Source organism: Deltaproteobacteria bacterium (assembly GCA_009692615.1).
Taxonomy (GTDB): Bacteria; Desulfobacterota; Binatia; order UBA9968; family UBA9968; genus DP-20.
Genome location: SHYW01000003.1, coordinates 1 through 17,910, shown reverse-complemented (window position 1 = coordinate 17,910; position 17,910 = coordinate 1). Strand labels below are relative to the sequence as shown.

The 17,910-nt window shown below is 57.1% G+C and carries 15 protein-coding genes; 6 read left to right on the top strand and 9 right to left on the bottom strand.

Features of this window, described 5'->3' with window-relative positions; genetic code table 11:
* The first annotated feature begins 111 nt into the window (after positions 1 to 111).
* On the top strand, positions 112 to 1,152 hold the full coding sequence (locus EXR70_01005) for an amidohydrolase (GenBank protein MSP37053.1): 1,041 nt from the start codon (positions 112 to 114) through the stop codon (positions 1,150 to 1,152).
* A gap of 140 nt (positions 1,153 to 1,292) precedes the next feature.
* Here the strand turns inward: EXR70_01005 and EXR70_01000 are convergent, their stop codons facing one another.
* From EXR70_01000 to EXR70_00970, 7 genes are all read right to left on the bottom strand, one after another.
* Entirely contained in the window at positions 1,293 to 2,138 is an 846-nt protein-coding gene (locus tag EXR70_01000; protein MSP37052.1) for a hypothetical protein, read from the bottom strand.
* 484 nt (positions 2,139 to 2,622) lie between these two features.
* Positions 2,623 to 3,102, bottom strand: coding sequence for a hypothetical protein (locus tag EXR70_00995; GenBank protein MSP37051.1), 480 nt, complete (start codon positions 3,100 to 3,102; stop codon positions 2,623 to 2,625).
* Positions 3,103 to 3,238: 136 nt separating this feature from the next.
* Positions 3,239 to 4,228, bottom strand: coding sequence for an ABC transporter substrate-binding protein (locus tag EXR70_00990; protein ID MSP37050.1), 990 nt, complete (start codon positions 4,226 to 4,228; stop codon positions 3,239 to 3,241).
* 25 nt (positions 4,229 to 4,253) lie between these two features.
* Positions 4,254 to 5,060: an alpha/beta fold hydrolase gene (locus tag EXR70_00985; GenBank protein ID MSP37049.1), complete on the bottom strand. Its 807-nt coding sequence runs from the start codon at positions 5,058 to 5,060 to the stop codon at positions 4,254 to 4,256.
* 1 nt (position 5,061) lies between these two features.
* Positions 5,062 to 5,382, bottom strand: coding sequence for a cupin domain-containing protein (locus EXR70_00980; GenBank protein ID MSP37048.1), 321 nt, complete (start codon positions 5,380 to 5,382; stop codon positions 5,062 to 5,064).
* A 112-nt stretch (positions 5,383 to 5,494) separates the two neighbouring features.
* Positions 5,495 to 6,718 (bottom strand): hypothetical protein, encoded by a 1,224-nt coding sequence (locus tag EXR70_00975; protein MSP37047.1) that lies wholly within the window; start codon positions 6,716 to 6,718, stop codon positions 5,495 to 5,497.
* A 103-nt stretch (positions 6,719 to 6,821) separates the two neighbouring features.
* Positions 6,822 to 7,790, bottom strand: coding sequence for an ABC transporter substrate-binding protein (locus EXR70_00970; GenBank protein ID MSP37046.1), 969 nt, complete (start codon positions 7,788 to 7,790; stop codon positions 6,822 to 6,824).
* Positions 7,791 to 7,916: 126 nt separating this feature from the next.
* Between EXR70_00970 and EXR70_00965 the strand changes: the two genes are divergently transcribed.
* On the top strand, positions 7,917 to 8,987 hold the full coding sequence (locus EXR70_00965) for a hypothetical protein (protein MSP37045.1): 1,071 nt from the start codon (positions 7,917 to 7,919) through the stop codon (positions 8,985 to 8,987).
* A gap of 171 nt (positions 8,988 to 9,158) precedes the next feature.
* Here EXR70_00965 and EXR70_00960 read toward each other — a convergent pair whose 3' ends face one another.
* Positions 9,159 to 9,950, bottom strand: a complete 792-nt coding sequence (locus EXR70_00960; protein MSP37044.1) for a hypothetical protein — start codon at positions 9,948 to 9,950, stop codon at positions 9,159 to 9,161.
* Positions 9,847 to 10,389: a hypothetical protein gene (locus tag EXR70_00955; protein ID MSP37043.1), complete on the bottom strand. Its 543-nt coding sequence runs from the start codon at positions 10,387 to 10,389 to the stop codon at positions 9,847 to 9,849. Before EXR70_00955 ends, EXR70_00960 begins: the two co-directional genes overlap by 104 nt.
* 446 nt (positions 10,390 to 10,835) lie before the next feature.
* Here EXR70_00955 and EXR70_00950 point away from each other — a divergent pair, with 446 nt between their 5' ends.
* From EXR70_00950 to EXR70_00935, 4 genes are all read left to right on the top strand, one after another.
* Positions 10,836 to 11,921 (top strand): glycosyl hydrolase, encoded by a 1,086-nt coding sequence (locus tag EXR70_00950; GenBank protein ID MSP37042.1) that lies wholly within the window; start codon positions 10,836 to 10,838, stop codon positions 11,919 to 11,921.
* Positions 11,922 to 12,051: 130 nt separating this feature from the next.
* On the top strand, positions 12,052 to 14,121 hold the full coding sequence (locus EXR70_00945; GenBank protein MSP37041.1) for a hydantoinase/oxoprolinase family protein: 2,070 nt from the start codon (positions 12,052 to 12,054) through the stop codon (positions 14,119 to 14,121).
* A gap of 80 nt (positions 14,122 to 14,201) precedes the next feature.
* Complete coding sequence (locus tag EXR70_00940) at positions 14,202 to 15,950, top strand: hydantoinase B/oxoprolinase family protein (protein MSP37040.1); 1,749 nt, start codon at positions 14,202 to 14,204, stop codon at positions 15,948 to 15,950.
* Positions 15,951 to 16,008: 58 nt separating this feature from the next.
* The gene (locus EXR70_00935) at positions 16,009 to 17,757 is read left to right on the top strand and encodes a hydantoinase B/oxoprolinase family protein (GenBank protein MSP37039.1); all 1,749 of its coding nucleotides are present in this window, start codon (positions 16,009 to 16,011) and stop codon (positions 17,755 to 17,757) included.
* Positions 17,758 to 17,910: the final 153 nt, after the last annotated feature.

The following is a 17,910-nucleotide window of genomic DNA, read 5'->3' as shown; positions in this document are numbered from 1 at the left end:
GAACATTTTTAGCAACGCTCGAACTAACACTGACGCAACCAGGCTGTTCTCGTTGACAGAAGTTCGCTGCCCGTGCGAAACCATCAGCTAATAGAAAGCGAGAGTCCGACAATGAAAAAACTCCCTGGGCAACCGCGCATCATCGACGCCGACGGCCATGTGCGTGAGACCGATGAAGAAATTATCGAATACATGTCGGCCGGCTACCGCAACCGGCGCGACGCCATGCTTTATTTTCCGTTGACGCCGCACCACGGCTGGCATCGCTCGATCCCCGCCAACGACTTTCGCCCGTCCGATTTCCGCGTCCCCGACTGGCGCGAGTGGGTCGAGAAACTCGATGAAGGAAACTTCGAGCTAACGGTGCTCTACCCGACTCGCTTCATGCATGTCGGCCAGATCGGCAATCCGACCTACGCCGTCGAACTATGCCGCGCCTACAACGACTATTTGCATGATCGCTTTTTAGTTCATGACCGGCGCTTTCGCGGTATGGCGCTGTTGCCCATGCAGGACCCGAAAGCCGCGGTGAAGGAATTGCGCCGCGTGGTCAAGCGCTACGGCATGGTCGGCGGTATCCTGCCGGCGGACGGCTTACAACTGCCGCTGGGCCACAAACAATATTGGCCGGTGTTTCAAGAAGCCGACCGCTTGGGCTGCGTGCTGTCGGTGCACTCGTGCAATTCCCTGCGCGATAACGACCGCTATCTAGTGCCCAACGAAGCGGCGACGCTGACCCACGTCATCCCGCAAATGCGCCAGTTCACCAACATCATGTTCTCCGGCGTGATGAATAAACTGAAAAAGCTCCGCCTGGGATTTTTGGAAGCCGGCAGCGGCTGGACGCCCTATCTGATCGACAAGATCGAGGACCGCCTCCAGCGCGTGCCGCCGACCGAACGGCCGGTACTGCCGAGCGAACTGTTGGCGCGCAAGCAAATTTATTTTCAATGCGGCGAAGAGATCACCACCAAACGCGATGTGGAACTGCTCGGCGACGATTGTTTGCTATGGGCCTCCGACTTCCCCCACGAAGCGACGCGCACCGACATGAAAAAATTAGTCAAAGAGCACTTCGCCAGAAAAGATTTGAGCCCAGCGGCGAAAAAGAAAACCATCTACAACAACGCCAAACGGTTCTACGCGCTGTAGGTACGTAACGACGTGCGAGTGTTGAGCCACATGAAAACGGCTTCCGTTACTGCCGTTCGATGGCACAAGGCTAAGCCAACGCGAAGGCTGAGCGGAGGAAATTGACGAGCGCAATCTAGCGATCCGACGCAAGCCAATTGTTAGACTAACGATACGCGAGTCGTTTCATATCTTTTCAAGTTCTCGTCCACCCGCGTTATAACTCGCAACGTCTCAGGTGATGGTTTCGTGTCTGGCAGAGCTTTCAGCTCAAACTTGCCAAGTCCAATACTATCAAAAATACGGTCAAGTAGGACGCGAAACGCTCCCTCCGCTAACTCGCTATAACGCGCCAAAGTTTTCAACTGGTCATTTGTAAAGACTGCGAGTGTAGGATGCGCCACGTCGATTGAATTACGCAATGCAACGGCAGGTATGTACAAAGCCTCAATCTCAACTTCCGTGAAATCCAGCCCCGTCAACGCCTGCCGAGTCGTGTCGATGCTTTGCTGAGGTGCAGCAGGAAATAAGACTTCCAAAACTTTTGCGAAATTCAGAATACTTTCAGAAAGGAACTCCCCGCGTCGTCCTTGAGCACCCAACAATCGACACGCGATTTGAAAGTAATGTGTTGCGGCCAGTAACCGGCGATTCGCGAGACCAAGTCGCTTATCAACGATACCTAAACGAGAGAATGCTCGCCGTACACGTTCTTCTTGACGTTCCTTTGTAGTTACATCGATTGACTCGATACCAGTTTCGACGAGCCCCCAGCAAAATGACACACCGCCTAAACGACCGCGAACTTCTGCCACAATTGGCGAGTCCAGCATTTCAAGTCCAAGCAACGGTGGCAACGCGTAATAATATGTTTCTAAGACAATCTCCAGTTCTTCGCGCGAGTGGACGTCGGTGGCAACTCTGACCGTGGCTCCATCTAAGGTGATTTGTTGATCTGTTCCGTGCATTGTAAAGTTCAACCATGGCAAGCGAGCGTCCGTCTGCACAGAAGTCTCACCGCGACAGGCGTCCCACCCAAAGCGAGCATTTGCTCCGACGGGTACAGTGCGAATCGGGGGGACATCTTCGCCAAAAGGCCCACCGGGCTCTAATTTAAACTCGAGCTGGACCGTACCAGGAAATTCTAGCACCGTAAGTTCGGGCTCGCAGTACAACCCGCGTGGTCGAACAATATAGGTCAACATACACGCTCTCTAATTAAGTGGTCTAACTATCGAGAGAAGTGTCGTTTGGGCGCGCACAGATTTGCCACTAGCTTGGAGACCCGTAATGAATTTGGAGTTAGGCTTCTATTCTACAGTATTGTTGCAAAAAAAGTAGCCTGTCCCGACTTTCTTCTCAAATGACTATGATTCGACATCAACACCAAGCCAGGACCTCAATGCCAAATCGGCCCATATCCTACGAGACAAAAATCGAGGTAGACTTTTCGATGCTTGTCGGTCTAAAAACCAGGATGTGCCTAGTTATTTAGTTACTGTTTTCAAGTTCAGCAACAGACTTCTTCAGCTCAGCAATTAATTTCGCTCGTTTCGTCTTAAATTCATCCTCCGTCCCAGTTACAAACAACCGGCTTATATATGTGAAGAGCGCTCCGATAAGCAACATGCACAAGAACAAGAGAATTCGAATCGCTGATTCAGTTGCACCCGCCGGAACCCACTCCGAAATCTTTGCTGCCACTATGTCGATTTTTCCCAGACCGAAACCCGAGATGAGGGTTAAAAGAGCTTTGCTAAATTCGGAAAGTTGCTGCTTCTCTCCTTCACTTGTGGGTGTGAGGTACAAACCGACGCACCAGCCTACAGTGCCACCAAGAAGACAGATTAGCACTTGAAGTTTGGGGTTTAAGCCCTCAGTCACTGCCGTGTACAAACAAAACAGGATAGCGGCGCCACCTATAAGGTAACTGGATAAGATCTTGAATTTATCCGCAGTGGTTCGAAACATTCGTTAGCCTCGGTACCCCTTTAAGGCCCAACCATTAAGTGAACTGATCTCTATTAAATATCCAACGATCGTCGATTCGAAACTACTCCAGCAATCAATAAGGTGTCAATTGTCGCCGTCGCTCCCACGCCATCTACTACTGTAGAGATTTGATAAACCCGCTCTGCTCCAACTCACGCACGATACGCCCGTCGACATGATCTTCCGGCTTCGAGCCCTTGGCCTTCGGACTAGAAGGCTCCAACCCTTTTAACAAGCTCGCCACGCCGGCGACGGAAGGATGCGGCGGCACGACGAAGCTCGGTTTGATGATCAGATCGTAGCTTTCATCGAGCAGTTCGCGGTCGTCGCTGCGAAAAATTTTTCCCATGGCGCGCACGGCGAAAGCTTTGTCGCGCTGACCGCGCACCGCCGCTTCGGTGTAGGCGCGCATGAAACGGCGCACCGTGTCTTCATTGGTCTTCAAATATTTCCGCGTCGTCACCACGCCGTTGATGTGATACTCGGCGTCAAGCTTGGACATGTCGAGCAGTTCTCTGAGTTTGGCTTTCTTCGCCTGCAAGGTTGCCGGCGGACTCAACGCCGCGGCATGAATCTTACCGCTGGCGATGGCCGCCACGGTTTCCGCCGGCCCGGCGGTCTGCACCATCGTGATATCGCGCTCGGGATCGATGCCGGCGGCGCGCAGCGCGAAACGCGACGCCAGATCGGACAGCGAACCGAAGCGCGTTGTGCCGAACACTTTGCCCTTCAGATCTTCCATCCGATTGATATTCGCCTGACCGTAAATCCAGAAAAGAAATTTCTTGACGATGGTGGCGATGATGATCGTATCGGCGCCGGCGAGATTGGCCTGGATCGACGCCGCGCCGCCGAGCTGAATGATCGGCAGCTCGCCCGAGAGCATCGCCTGCAGCGCCAACGAACTACCGGGAATGCTGATCGCTTCGACGCCGAGGCCATGCTTCTCATAAAGATTGGCCTCTTTGGCCAACCACATCGCCATCTGGGTCGCCGAAGTGGAGCCGCCGCCGATGCGGATGCGCTCGAGCTTACGCTCTTGCGCCGGCGCTGTAACGGCTGAGAGCGCAATCAAGATTAGAATCGATGTAAGGACTTGCTTCATCCTCGCTCCTTGCGGCGCTACGCCGTTAACTGGCTTTGAGAAAATCGCTCACCAGCCGGTTGAACCGTTCGGCTTGATCCCATTGCACCCAATGGGCGCACTGGTCGAACAGATGGAACTCGGCATTGGCAATCAATTGAAACAGCAGCAGGCCGCGTTCGACCGAAACGCCGCGGTCTTGGTTGCCCCATAACAGCAGCGTTTTGGTCTTGAGCTTGGGCAATTCGTCGATCAACGAGCGCGGCGGCTTGGCGCTTTTTCTTTTGAGCGCCGCTTCTTGATTCTTGCCGAGGCTCATCTCGTAGCGCGCCCGCACCAACTCTTCAGTAACCAACTCTTTGCGATGCAGCGTACCGAGCGTCAGCGCGCGCATGTTTTCTAGGCTCGGAACGTACTCGCGCAGCTCTTCGGAATGTTTTTGCCCCAAAGCCTGCGACTCCGCCGAGCCTTTGGGCGCGAGCGTGCCGCTAGTGGTCGTGACAAATTTGCCGACGCGTGGATCTTCGAGCGCGAGGCGCGCCGCGATATAGCCGCCGACGGAATTGCCGATGACATGATAGCGATCTAGCTTCAAAGCGTCGATGAAAGCTTTCGCGTGAGTGACGCGATATTCGATGGAAAGATCGGCGGGGTTATCGCTACGGCCATAGCCGGCTTGGTCGTAGGCGTAAACTGTGAAGCCAGCAGCGGCCAGCGGTTCGATATTCAACTGCCAATTGACCTGCGCCGAAGCGCCCGGCGCCGCGCCGTGGAACATGACCACGGGAAAGCCGTTGCCGGCCTTGACGTAAAAAGTCTTGATGCCGTCGGCATCGATATATTTTTCTTCCATGCTATTTGCCGATTCCGGCCTCGGCGTAGCGCAACACCTTGCCGCCCTTGGGCGCGCGGGTCGGACCGTAGGGCGTGTTTTTCTCGATGTAGATGCACGAGCCGGCGGTGTACGTCTTGCCGTCGATCTCGACTTCGCCTTCAAGGACGTAAAACATTTCGTGATAAGGATGGCTGTGCACCGGGATATCGGTATCCGGCCCCCAGTTACGGATCATCATCTCCGGCCCCGCCCCGCCCGGCGAAACATGCAGCCACTTAGTAAAACCGCGGCCGCTCTTTACTTTCTCAACATCATTTTCATTAACGACGTGTATCGCCATAGTTCCTCCGAGAGGGCGGGTTTAAAACCCGCCCCTACAAATCCGAATTTTTCTTGCGCCCTTTGCGTTCCCGATCGCCCTGAGCTTTGTCGACGGGTGCGGCCAATCTCTCTTATCCCGCCGCCACGGTTTTACCGAGATTGCGTTCGCTCTCCGGCACCCAGGTTTCGTAGGCGGGAATTAGAATCATCTGATTCTTCGCCGGATCGCGCACCACGCAGCGCGGATCTTCGCCGCGTTTCACTTTGTCGATCTCGCGCAAATACATCTGGCGTAATTTAATAATGCCGTCGTCGATCGCCGGGCCGAGATTTTCATTCTCGCGGTCGGCGATGGACGGCATGCTATCGACCACCATGCCGTCCTCGATGAAATGGAGCGGCGGGATTGGATAGCCCAATTCGGGATTGTCGGAGTCCAGGTATTCTTTGTAGGGCGCGATGAACACCTGCGGCGGCTTCCAACGTTTGCTGAATGGATCGCCTTCATACTTGCCGGGATTATCCGACGGCTTGAAGCGCACGCGCATGAGCAACGTGTGGGTGTCGTCGATGGGCACGCTCCAACGCGCCGCCGACACCGGCGTGTTGGCGTTCTGACCCGACAAGTAGCGTCCGCCGCTGCCGCCGCAGCTCACGCCGGGCATCAGCAAGTGGTGCTCACGGTAGTTGAGAATGCCGGGATCTTTGGTGTTGCGATAGGCTTTATAGACCATGCCCCATTCGGTTTCATGGAAACCCAGTTCTGGCTCGGTGCTCATGATATCGGGCCAAGCGCCGCCGTGGGTGAAACTCGGATGCACCGGGTCCATGCCGTTCTCGACGCATTGGAGCCAGTTGCAGTTCTGAATGCCTTGAACGGTAATATAAACTTCGCCGTCTCCGACGAGAAAATTGTAACGCGGCACCAGCGGCACCGGCTGCGGGCCAAAGTAGGCGAAGATGAGTCCGCCAAGCTCTTCGACAGGATACGCCGGTAGGCGGATCGATTCTTTTTTCAATTCGCTGGTGGCCGGCTCGCCGGGAATCTGCCGGCACTGACCGTCGCGATCGTACAACCAACCATGATAACGGCAGCGCACGCCGTCCTTCTCGACATCGCCAAGACATAAATTCGCCCGCCGATGCGCGCAGTAGGCGCCGATCACGCCGGCTTTGCCCGTGCCGTCGCGAAACAGGACTAAATCCTCGCCGAATACGCGAATGAACGTCGGCTTGATTTTCAAATGCGCCGAAATCCCAACCGGCCACCAATAGCGCCGTAGAAACTCGCCCATCGGCGTTCCCTTGCCGGTGCGCGTGAGAATCTCATTTTCTTCTTTGGTGGTTTTGTACATTCAAGCAACCTCCCAAAACTCAATCGCGATGAACCCAAAGAAATTGCCTTTAACGCCAGATCGGATCTTCTAATTTATCTACTAACTTCTGCTTATTGGCGGACTATTCTTTGAATTCCAGCCGTGGATCCCAAGTGTGCAGCAAACCCAACTCGTCGAGCGCTTCCTTCAAATATTTAAAATTGTAGTAGTCGCTCACCGGCTTCTTCGGCAGGTTCCACTCGCTGGTGTAGAAATCGACCTTGCGTTGATAGGCTTCCAAGTCGAGCACCGGGCCCCATTCTTTGTGCACTTCGTCGTAAGCCAACGTTGCCAACTCGCGGTTGATAAAATGATTATGGCGCAAGATTGAGTCGAGGGTCTCTTGTTTGCTATGGCGCGCCACCATCACGCCGCGGAGCAGCGCGCGAATCATTCCCTTCACCACGAAGGGTTTCTCGGCGATCACCGCCGGCGAAGTGGAAAAGCCCGCCTCGGGGATTTTAAAAAGATCGCGGCACGACGCCAGCGCATGGCCGCCCATCTGCACGGCGATATTCCAGTGCGGCGGATCGCAGCACACTGCGTCGACTTCGCCGCGCTCGAACAGCCCTAAGCGAAAACGTTCCGTGTTGGGCGGCTTGCCGCGGCTGTCGATCCAGGTGACATCCTTATCCGGATCGACGCCGAAGTGGCGCATGACCATCTTGGCGTCCATGCTCGACCCGCCTTTCAAATCGCCGGCGATTTTCTTGCCCTTCAAGTCGGCAACGTCTTTAATATAGGGTTTGGCGACAAACACATGGGCCGTGCGGTTGGCGATGGAAACCACGTTGACTTCGCCGTCGATGTGATCGCGCTTCTCCAACACCGAGCGAAACGGCGGCGAGCCGCCGGGAGATTGGAAAACGATCGCGCCCTCTTTGCGCCATTGATGGCGCGGATGCTCGCTATCGGGAATGCCCTGCACCGGCCGTAGATCGACGTCCAAACCTTCCTCTTTGAAAAACCCCTTGTCGTAGGCGACCCACATGGGCGCGATGTTGAGCGGTAATGCTGGCCCAAACACGACGATTTTTTCATTGGAACTCATTCACATACTCCTTGCCCCGATGGCTAGCATCGGCAACCACTGACAATCGTTTACAGCCCGACGCGGGCAAGGTCAAGCAACGCAAGTTGACTCCAGATAATCGCCGTGTAAGGTCGTTGCTGTTAGATGTTCACGAGGTATGGGGAATTGAAAATGCATTTGCTCGCCGCACTGCTCACGCTCGCTTTATTTTGTCAAAGCGCAACCGTTCACGGCGCCGAACTGAGGTCGAAAGAGCCGCTCAAACTGCGCGTCGGTCTGGCTTCCTCGCCGGTGCCGCCGTTGCCCAATTCGGTCAATTGGTTGGCCAAAGATTTGGGCTTCTATCAACGCGAAGGGCTGGAAGTCGAATTGATCGAACTCCAGGGCACGCCGCTGGCGGTGGCCGCCATGATCTCCGGCGACATCAACGTCGGTAACATCGCGACTTCCGAAGCGATACGATTGACCGCGGCGAAAGTGCAAACCTTGCGCGCCATTCACTCCCCCGATGCCCGACTGTATTTTCTCGTCGCCGCCCGCGACGAGGTCAAATCGGCGCAAGACCTACACGGCAGATCTTTCGCCGTGGCGCGTCTCGGCAGCGTCGATCATACTTTGTCAATGATCGCCCTCAAAGGACTCGGAGTGAACACCGCGAACCTGACGGTTCTCGCCATGGGCGTGCCGTCGACCCGCGCCCAAGCGCTAGTGGCCGGCCGGGTCGATGCGACGACCATGTCGGTGGGCACCTGGGCGACGATTCAACGCGAACCCGGCGTCAAAGTGTTGATCGATCAAAACGCATTCTTCGAAAACGCCACGGTGGTGGAAAAGGTCAACGCCGTAACGGCGAAAGTGATTGAAGAGAAATCCGAACAGCTGCGCCGCTTCACCTCGGCGATCATCAAAACCAGCCGCTACTTCGCCGACAACCAAGAAGCCTGGGTCAACGCCATCACCAAGCGACGGCCCAAACTCGATCGCAAAGACGCGGCGAATCTATGGCTTGGATTCAAATCCGCTTGGGCGGTAAATGGTTTAATGAATCTCGATCAGTACAAAAAAACCGCCGAGTTCAATTACCAAACCGCTTCGTTTGAAAAAGTTCCCAAGATCGAAGTCAGCGAATGGACCGACACCCGCTTCGTCGACAGTGTACTAAAAGAGATCGGCGTGAATCAGCAATTCGACCCGGTTGGCAGAACGTTGCGTTGATCGGAAGGGCGACCGCCGGTCGCCCCTACGTCAGAATTTTTTTTGCGCTCTTTGCGCCCCGATTGCCCTGAGCAACGTCGAAGGGTGCGGTTAATTTTTCCGAACCAGGACCGGGCCGGTCGCGACCGGCCCCTACTCTGTGTCCTCTGTGTCCTCCGTGGTGAATTCTTCCTACCCCACCGCCGGCACGGTCACCGACTCGCGCGCGCCTTCGACCCAATCGATGTCGTCCGGCACGATCACCGAGCTACCGCGCACGCGATAGACGCTCGGATCGTTGGCGCCGATGGGCGTTGAGCCATGTTCGCGCAACGCCTGAGCCGCTTCGAGCAACATGAGCCGCGCCTTGATCACCGTCAGATCGCCGGCGCAAAGATTTTCCTTGGTGCGATCGAGAATCGGCAGCGGTCCTTCGTTCTCGGTGACCGCAACGTCTTGCAGATTCACCCCGGCGATGCCGAAGCGGCGCGCCTTGTGTAATTCCCAGTCGATCAAGTAATCATTCGACTTCTTCGCCTGGGTGCGAATGTGGCCGTAGGGCAGCGCGTTGGTCGGCGCATCGTAGGCCTCTTCGGCAAACGGTGGGCGCAAACTTTCTTTTGACGCCGCCTTGATCGCTTTACTGGGATACCATTTGATCTGCCATTTGATGCAGTTCTCATCGTCCACCGGAATATAAGCCCGCGCCTGCTTCTGATCGCCGCCCGGCGGCATGGTGTAAAAAGGCATGATGAACTGATTGACGCGCCACAAACTCTTGCCCTCGCCCGCCGGCCGTTTGGCGCCGTAAGTAAATCCCCCGGCGGTGTCAGCGATGGTGACATCGAGGGGCGTGCGCGCGCCCGAGCGCTGGGCGGCTTTATGCTGCTCTGGCTGGTTGGCGGCGGTCAACACTTCGTCCGCCAGATCGTAGGGCGAGTGCAGCCACATGACGTGGGTCGGATCGATGCCGCCTTCGAGCACTTGAAGATAATTGCACTCCTGAAAAAATTAATCGGTACTGCCGGTCGTCGTCGTCGACCCGAAGAAATTCCAAATCCGGCAACGCCGGCAACTCTTGCGCCCGTCCCATGTAAGTCCAAATAATGCCGCCGCGTTCGACGCAAGGATAACCGGGATGGTGAATCCGATCGGTGAAGCCGAGCTCGGCGGGAACATTCGGCATCTCCAAACATTTTCCGCCGGGGGCAAATTTCCAGCCATGGTAAATGCAGCGCAGGCCGTCGTCTTCAACCCGGCCATAAAACAGCGGCGCCAAACGATGCGGGCAAATAGCGCCGATCAAACCCAATTGGCCATTTTTAGCGCGAAACAACACCAGTTCCTCGCCGAGCAGTTTGACCCGCAATGGCTTGCCGCCCGGCTCTGCACATCCACCGCCGGCGTCACTGGTATCCAGTATTGGCGAAACAAGTTGCCCATCACAGTCGCCGGCCCGACTTTGGTCAGCGCGTCGTTTTCATCTTTGGTGAAGTTGCGCACTGCGTCCTGGCCGGCTTGGTACATGCTTTCGGCATTCATGGCGTTTCTCCTCTTCACCTGAACCTTCCAACAAAGCCGACGGGCTGTCAAATCCGCTGCGGTAATCCACGGTAGTGGTTCAGCATAGCGAGATCCCTCACGAAGTTTATCCTGAGCGTAGCCGAAGGGTTCGGGATGACAACCGTTGGAAATATGTCATTTCGAGCGCAGCGAGAAATCTTACTCACACCATGTACCGACACGGCAATCTAACCGAGCCACGACCTAATCCACGGTTCGCTTGACAGAAAAATGGTGAAGTGAAATGCTACCGCCGAGTCCGCACCTATTATTTACATTTTACATTTTTATTTGGAGGGCAGGCATATGACGATCGCTTTATCCCACGGCGGCACGACCATTTACTCGGCCAACACGCCGTCGAACCAAATCCTGATCGGCAGCCGCGAGGGCGCCATCTCGGTCGAACGCGACTCGGCAAAGTCCGATTGGCGTATCGCTCATCGTGCCGTCACCGACAAACATGTGAGCGCCATCGTCGAAGAACCGGAAAGCGGCTTGATCTTCGCCGGCGCGTTTCAGGGCGGCGTCTTGGTCAGCGCCGACGGCGGCAAGAGCTGGGAAGCGCGCAACAACGGCATGACCCAAAACAACGTCTACTCGCTGGCGGCGAAAAAAATCAACGGCCGCGTGCGCGTCTTCGCCGGAACCGAACCGGCCCATCTATTCGTCAGTGACGATCTCGGCATGAACTGGACTGAGTTGCCCAACCTGCGCTCGGTGCCGAGCGTCGCCAAGTGGAGTTTTCCCGCGCCGCCCCATATCGGTCATGTCAAGCATATCAATTTTGATCCGGACAACCCGACCACCATGTACGCCGCCATCGAAGTCGGCGCTTTGCTGCAGAGCACCGACGGCGGCGAGCATTGGCAAGAGCTTGGCGCCACCGATCTCTATGAAGACGTGCATCGTTTGATGATCCATCCGAGCAACGGCAAATTTTTATACGCCGTCACCGGCCGCGGCCTCTACGCCAGCCCTCAAGCCGGCGCCAGCTGGGAACAGTGGACCCGGCGTGAAGATGAAATCGGCGGTTATCCCGACGGCTTCGTGTTTCGTCCCAGCGATCCCAAGTTGATGTTCATGACCGCGGCCCACGACGCGCCGGGCACTTGGCGCAATACACACTTCGCCGGCGCGCGCATCTCGCGCAGCAAAGACGGCGGCAAGAGTTGGGAGATTTTGAAAAACGGTTTACCCGACCGGCTGCAAGCGAGCATCGAAGCTTTCTGCTTAGAAGAAGCCGGCGCTTCGACGGCGATCTATGCCGCCACCACCGCCGGCGAAATTTTCTCAAGCAACGATCTCGGCGACAGCTGGCAAGTGATCGTCAAAGGTTTGCCGCCGATCTCCAAGGCCGGCCATTACCGCGCGCTGGTGCAAGCGGCGTAGCTCAGCGTAAATTTTACCCGCAGAAAAATGCCGCGCAGCCGTCCGCCTGCGCGGCATTTTTGTTCCGCTCTCACGGCGCGCACGCACTAAGATTGAAGCAGTGAAAATTCCATGGTAGACGAAACGGACTATGTCCAAGTACCGAGTTACCGTTGACACCGGCGGCACCTTTTCCGATTTCGTTTTCTTCAACGAAGACAACGGCGAGATCGCCATCACCAAAGTGCCGTCGACACCGAAGGAACCGTTTCAAGCCGTACTGAACGGCGTCAAAGAACTGATCGATCAAGGCGTCACCGCCGGCGACGTGTCGTTTTTCTGCCACGGCACCACGGTCGGCACCAACACGCTGCTCGAAGAAAAAGGCGCCAAGACCGGCCTGCTGGTCACCCAGGGCTTTCGCGGCATTTACGAAGTGATGGAGCAGACCCGTGGCTACGGCCCGGCGACCTACGATCTGTTTTTCGAAAAGCCAAGATTGCTCGCGCCGCCTTATCTCACCGAAGAAATTCCCGAGCGCGTCGACTTCAAAGGCAACGCGCTGAAGGCGATCGACGTCGAAGCGTCGCGCCAAGCTGTGCGCAGCCTCAAGAAAAAAGGCGTGCAATCGGTCGCCGTCTGTTTTCTCTTTTCGTTTTTGAATCCCGACCATGAACTGAAAATCAAAGAGCTGTTCGCCGAGGAATTTCCCGAAGCACGCCTATCGCTGTCCTACGAAGTCCTGCCGCAGATCCGCGAGTTCTATCGGTTGAGCACCACGGTGATCAACGCCTACATCGCGCCGGTGATGGCGAACTACTTGGGCCGCCTTGAAAGCCGAATGAGAGAGCTGGGCGTCACCACGCCGAAACTCTACATCATGCAGTCCAACGGCGGCGTGTCGACCTTTAAAGGCTCGGCGGAAAAACCGGTGGCGACGGTGCTCTCCGGCCCCGCCGGCGGCGTCATCGCGTCGATGGGAACTTGCGAGCGGGTCGGCATCAACAACATCATCACCTTCGACATGGGCGGCACGAGCTGCGATGTCGCGCTGATCCATCAAGGCAATCCGGTGATCACGACGCAGGGAAAAATAAATTTGCGACCGATTGCGCTGCCGATGTTGGACATTCATACGGTCAGCGCCGGCGGCGGGACGATTGCGCGCATCGACGCCGTGGGCGGCTTGCAAGTCGGTCCCGATAGCGCCGGCGCCGATCCTGGCCCAGTGTGCTACGACCGCGGCGGCGAGAACATCACCGTCACGGACGCGAATATGGTCTGCGGCGTCCTCGATCCCAATCACTTTCTCGGCGGCCGCATGAAGCTCGACAAAGCCAAAGCCGAGCGCGTCTTGCAGGAAAAACTCGCCAAGCCGTTGAAGCTCGATTTGCTCGAAGCCGCCGACGGCGTCTTGAAAATCATCGACGCCAAGATGGAAGAAGCGATCAAAGCGGTTTCATCCGCGCGCGGTTATGACATCCGCGACTTCACGCTGGTCGCCTTCGGCGGCGGTGGGCCGATGCACGCCGGCAGAATGGCGCTCGATCTCGGCATTCCATCGGTGCTCGTGCCTCTGACACCGGGTGTGCACTCGGCTCTGGGTCTGTTGATGTCCGATGTTAAGCACGACTACGTGCGCTCGAAACTCGTCGGCCTCGACGATTTAGATTTAGCCGAGATCAACCATATGTTTCATCAGTTGATCGAGCGCGCCAAAGCTGATCTGCACAGCGAAGGTTTCAGCGACGAAGAAATCAAAATCGAACCTTATCTCGATCTGCGCTACGCCGGCCAAGGCTACGAACTCACCGTGCCCGCGTCCATGCCGCCGTTCACCAGGCATGATCTGACTCTCATGCGCGGCCGCTTCGACACCATGCACGAGCAGAACTCCGGCCACAAAGCCGAGAGCGAACCGGTGGAGCTGGTCAGTCTGCGATTGATTTCCCTCGGCCTGGTGCCCCAGGCGAAACTGTCGCCGGGAAAAGTCACCGGACGAAAAGTTGAAGCAGCGAAAACCGGCGAGCGCAAAGTCTTCTTCGGTAAAGAACACGGCGTGCTCATGACCCAAGTTTATAACCGCGACCTGTTCGAGCCGGGACATCGAATCACCGGCCCGGCCATCGTCGAACAACTCGACACCACGACCGTAATTCAGCCGGAACAGGAAGCGGCCGTGGATGAGTATCGAAATATCATCATAAAGGAGAAGGCATGAGGCAACAGGCAATAGGCAACAGTAGGATGTTCGGAATTCTTACTATTGCCTGGTGCCTATTGCCTGTTGCCTAACCATTCATGACCGTCGATCCCGTCACCCTGCAAGTTATCCAAGCGCGCCTGGCCGGCATCGTCCAGGAGATGCAAAACTCTTTGTTCCGCACCGGCTACTCGACGATCATTCGAGAATCGCAAGACGCCAGCTGCGCGATCTTGAATCGCGCCGGCGAAGTCGTCGCGCAGCATGTCGTATTGCCGCTGCACATGGGCGCCTTTCCCGCCTGCGCCGCGGGAATTTTAAAAAATTACACTGCCGACGAAGTCCATGAAGGCGATGCCTTCATTACTAACCATCCTTATCTTGGCGGCAGTCCTCACGCGCCCGACATGGCGGTGCTCTCGCCGATTTTTTTTAAGGGCGAATGGGTCGGCTTCGCCGCCAACCTGGCGCACAAGAGCGACATCGGCGGGCCAGTGCCGGGCAGCTGTTGGAGTCAGGCGCGGGAAATTTATCAAGAAGGCCTGCACGTCCCGCCGATTAAATTCGTGCACAAGTTGCAGATCAGCAAAGACATCGAAGCGATGATCGCCGCCAACAGCCGCACGCCGGAATTGGTCATCGGCGATTTGCGCGGCCAAGTCGGCGCGGCGCGTCTGGGCGAACGGCGCTTTCAAGAAATGATGGAGCGCTACGGCAAAGAGACGATTCTAACCGCCTTCGATGAATTGTTCGACCTCACCGAAGCCAAAGTACGCAAGGAAATCGCTTCCTGGCCCGACGGCGAGGGCACCGGCGAACGCTTCGTCGACAGCGACGGCGTTGAACTCGACAAACCCGTGCGTCTGCATGTGCGCATGGAGAAAAAAGGCGACCGTGTGCTCTTCGATCTCACCGGCAGCGCCGATCAGACCAAGGGGCCGGCGAATATTCGCCCGACCATCGTGCGCGCCGCCTGCGCCTATCTGATGACTTGCCTGGTCGATCCGGCGTTATCGATCAATTATGGTTTGGCGCGCTGCATCGAAATCAAAGTGCGCGACGGCAGCGTGGTCAACCCGATCTTTCCCGCGCCGGTGAATACTTACAATCCGACCGTCCACGCCCTGGTGGAGGCGCTGCTCGAAGCCTCGAGCCAAATCACGCCGCACAAAAAGGTCGGCGACGGCTGCAGCAGCCGGTCGATCATCATCGGCGGCCGCAGCAACAAAACCGGCAAGGGTTATGTGCAGTATGAAATCTTTGGCGGCGGCTCCGGCGGCCGCAGCGGCAAGGACGGCGTGTCGGGAACCAATGTCAATCAATCGAATGCCAAAATCGCGCCGATTGAAATCATCGAATCGGAATTCGCCACCAGGGTCAATCGCTTCGAACTGATCGCCGACTCCGGCGGCCCTGGAGCATTTCGAGGCGGCTTGGGTTTCGTCCGCGAATACGAGATGCTCGACAACGACGCGCGTTTCTCGCTGCGCTCGACCAAACACAGCGTCGCGCCCAAGGGCATCGACGGCGGCAGCGATGGCAGGACCGGCCACTGCGTGCTCAATCCCGGCAAAGCCGGCGAGCGCGTGATCCCATCGCGCTTCTCCGACCATGTCATGCATCCCGGCGAAGTCTTCAGTCTAGAAACCCCCGGCGGCGGCGGCCTAGGCGATCCACTGACCCGCGACCCAGCGCGCGTCTTAAACGACGTGCGCAACGGCTACGTGACCCAAGCGCGCGCGCGGGAAGTTTATCGCGTGGCGATCGATAGCGCGGATGCGGATTACGTGATCAATCAGCAGCAAACTAGCGCACTGCGCGCGCAGGCAACAGGCAACAGGCAATAGGCAACAGAAAGATGCCAGTCATTCGTTGTCCGGTTTTCCTACTATTGCCTGTTGCCTAATGCCTATTGCCTACCCCATGGTCGATCCCATCACCCTGCAAGTCATCCAAGCGCGCCTGGCCGGCATCGTCCAGGAGATGCAGAACAGTTTATTTCGCACCGGCTACTCGACGATTATTCGTGAATCCCAAGACGCCAGCTGCGCGATCTTGAATACCCAGGGCGAAGTGATCGCCCAGCACGTCGTTCTGCCGCTCCACATGGGCGCCTTTCCCGCCTGCGCCGCGGCGATCTTGAAAACTTTTTCTCAAGAGGAAATTCATCCCGGCGACGCCTTCATCACCAACCATCCTTATCTCGGCGGCAGCCCTCATGCGCCCGACATGGGCGTGTTCACACCGATCTATTTTGACAATGAATTGGTCGGCTTCGCCGCCAACATGGCGCACAAGAGCGACATCGGCGGCACCGTGCCCGGCAGCGGCAGCGGCAACGCGCGGGAAATTTATCAAGAAGGTTTGCACCTGCCGCCGGTGAAGTTCATGGCCGAACTCAAACCGGTGAAAGAAATAGAAGCGATGATCGCCGCCAACAGCCGCACCGCGGCGCTGGTGATCGGCGACCTGCGCGGCCAGGTCGGCGCGGCGCGCTTGGGCGAACGACGGGTCTGCGAACTCATGGAGCGCTACGGCAAAGCGACGATCGTCGAGTCCACCGAACAACTTTCAGCTTATACCGAACGGCGCGTGCGCCAGACCATCGCCGGTTGGCCGGACGGCGAGTCCGAAGGCGAAAGCTTCGTCGATCACGACGGCATCGATCTCACCAAGCCGATCCGCATTCATGTCAAAGTAAACAAGACCGGCGACAGATTACATTTCGACTTCAGCGGCTGCAGCGATCAGACTCAAGGGCCGGCGAACATTCGCCCGCCACTGGTGCGCGCCGCTTGCGCCTACTGTTTAGTTGCGCTGGTGGATCGTTTCCTGCCGATCAACCAAGGCCTCGCCCGCTGCATCGATGCGACCTTCCGCGACGGCAGCGTGGTCAATCCGCGCTTTCCGGCGGCGGTGAATACTTACATGCCGACAGCGCTCACCGCGGCCGAAGCGATCCTGAATGCCCTGGCGGCCTTCGTGCCGGACAAGCGCATCGCCGGCGGCTCCGGCAGCGGCGCCTTGGTGCTCGGCGGCCGCGACGCGCAGTCCAATCGCGCGTATGTCCATTACGAAATCTTCAGCGGCGGCACCGGCGCGCGCTCGGGCAAAGACGGCGTGTCGGCGACGGCTTTCCATCTGAGCAACTGCAAAACCGCGCCCATCGAGATCATCGAGTCGGAGTTCCCCACCCGAGTGGAACGCTTTGAAATGCTCGCCGACTCCGGCGGCGCCGGCGAATGGCGTGGCGGCCTGGGCTTCGCTCGCGACTACCGGATTCTCGCCGACGAAGTGCGCTTCTCCATGCGCACCGACAAACATGCCATCGAACCATTCGGCAGCGAGGAGGGTCTGCCAGGCGGCAAAGGTGCCTGCGTGGTCAATCTACAATCAAACGCTGCCAAGCATCTACCATCGCGCTTCGGCGACCATCGCTTGCGGCAAGGCGACACCATCCGCGTCGAACGGCCCGGCGGCGGCGGCCTCGGCAATCCCTTCAAACGCAACCCGAAAAAAGTTCTCGAAGACGTGCGCCAAGGCTACGTGTCCATCGGCTGCGCCCGTTCGCAATACGGCGTCGCGCTGCGTGAAGCTGGCGGCGACTTCGAATTGCACGAGGAAGAAACCGCGATTCTTAGAGGAAAATACTAAAAAAATCGTGTCGTGGCAACGTCAATATGTCATGTTAACAGCAACGCGATTATGTCAGGGTAGTGCGTTGGGTTGAGGTCGTAAGTTAGAAACCTGGCCATAGCGGAACCCCACCTTGTTGGAGTTGGTTCGATATAGGCCAAGTGTGTGCGT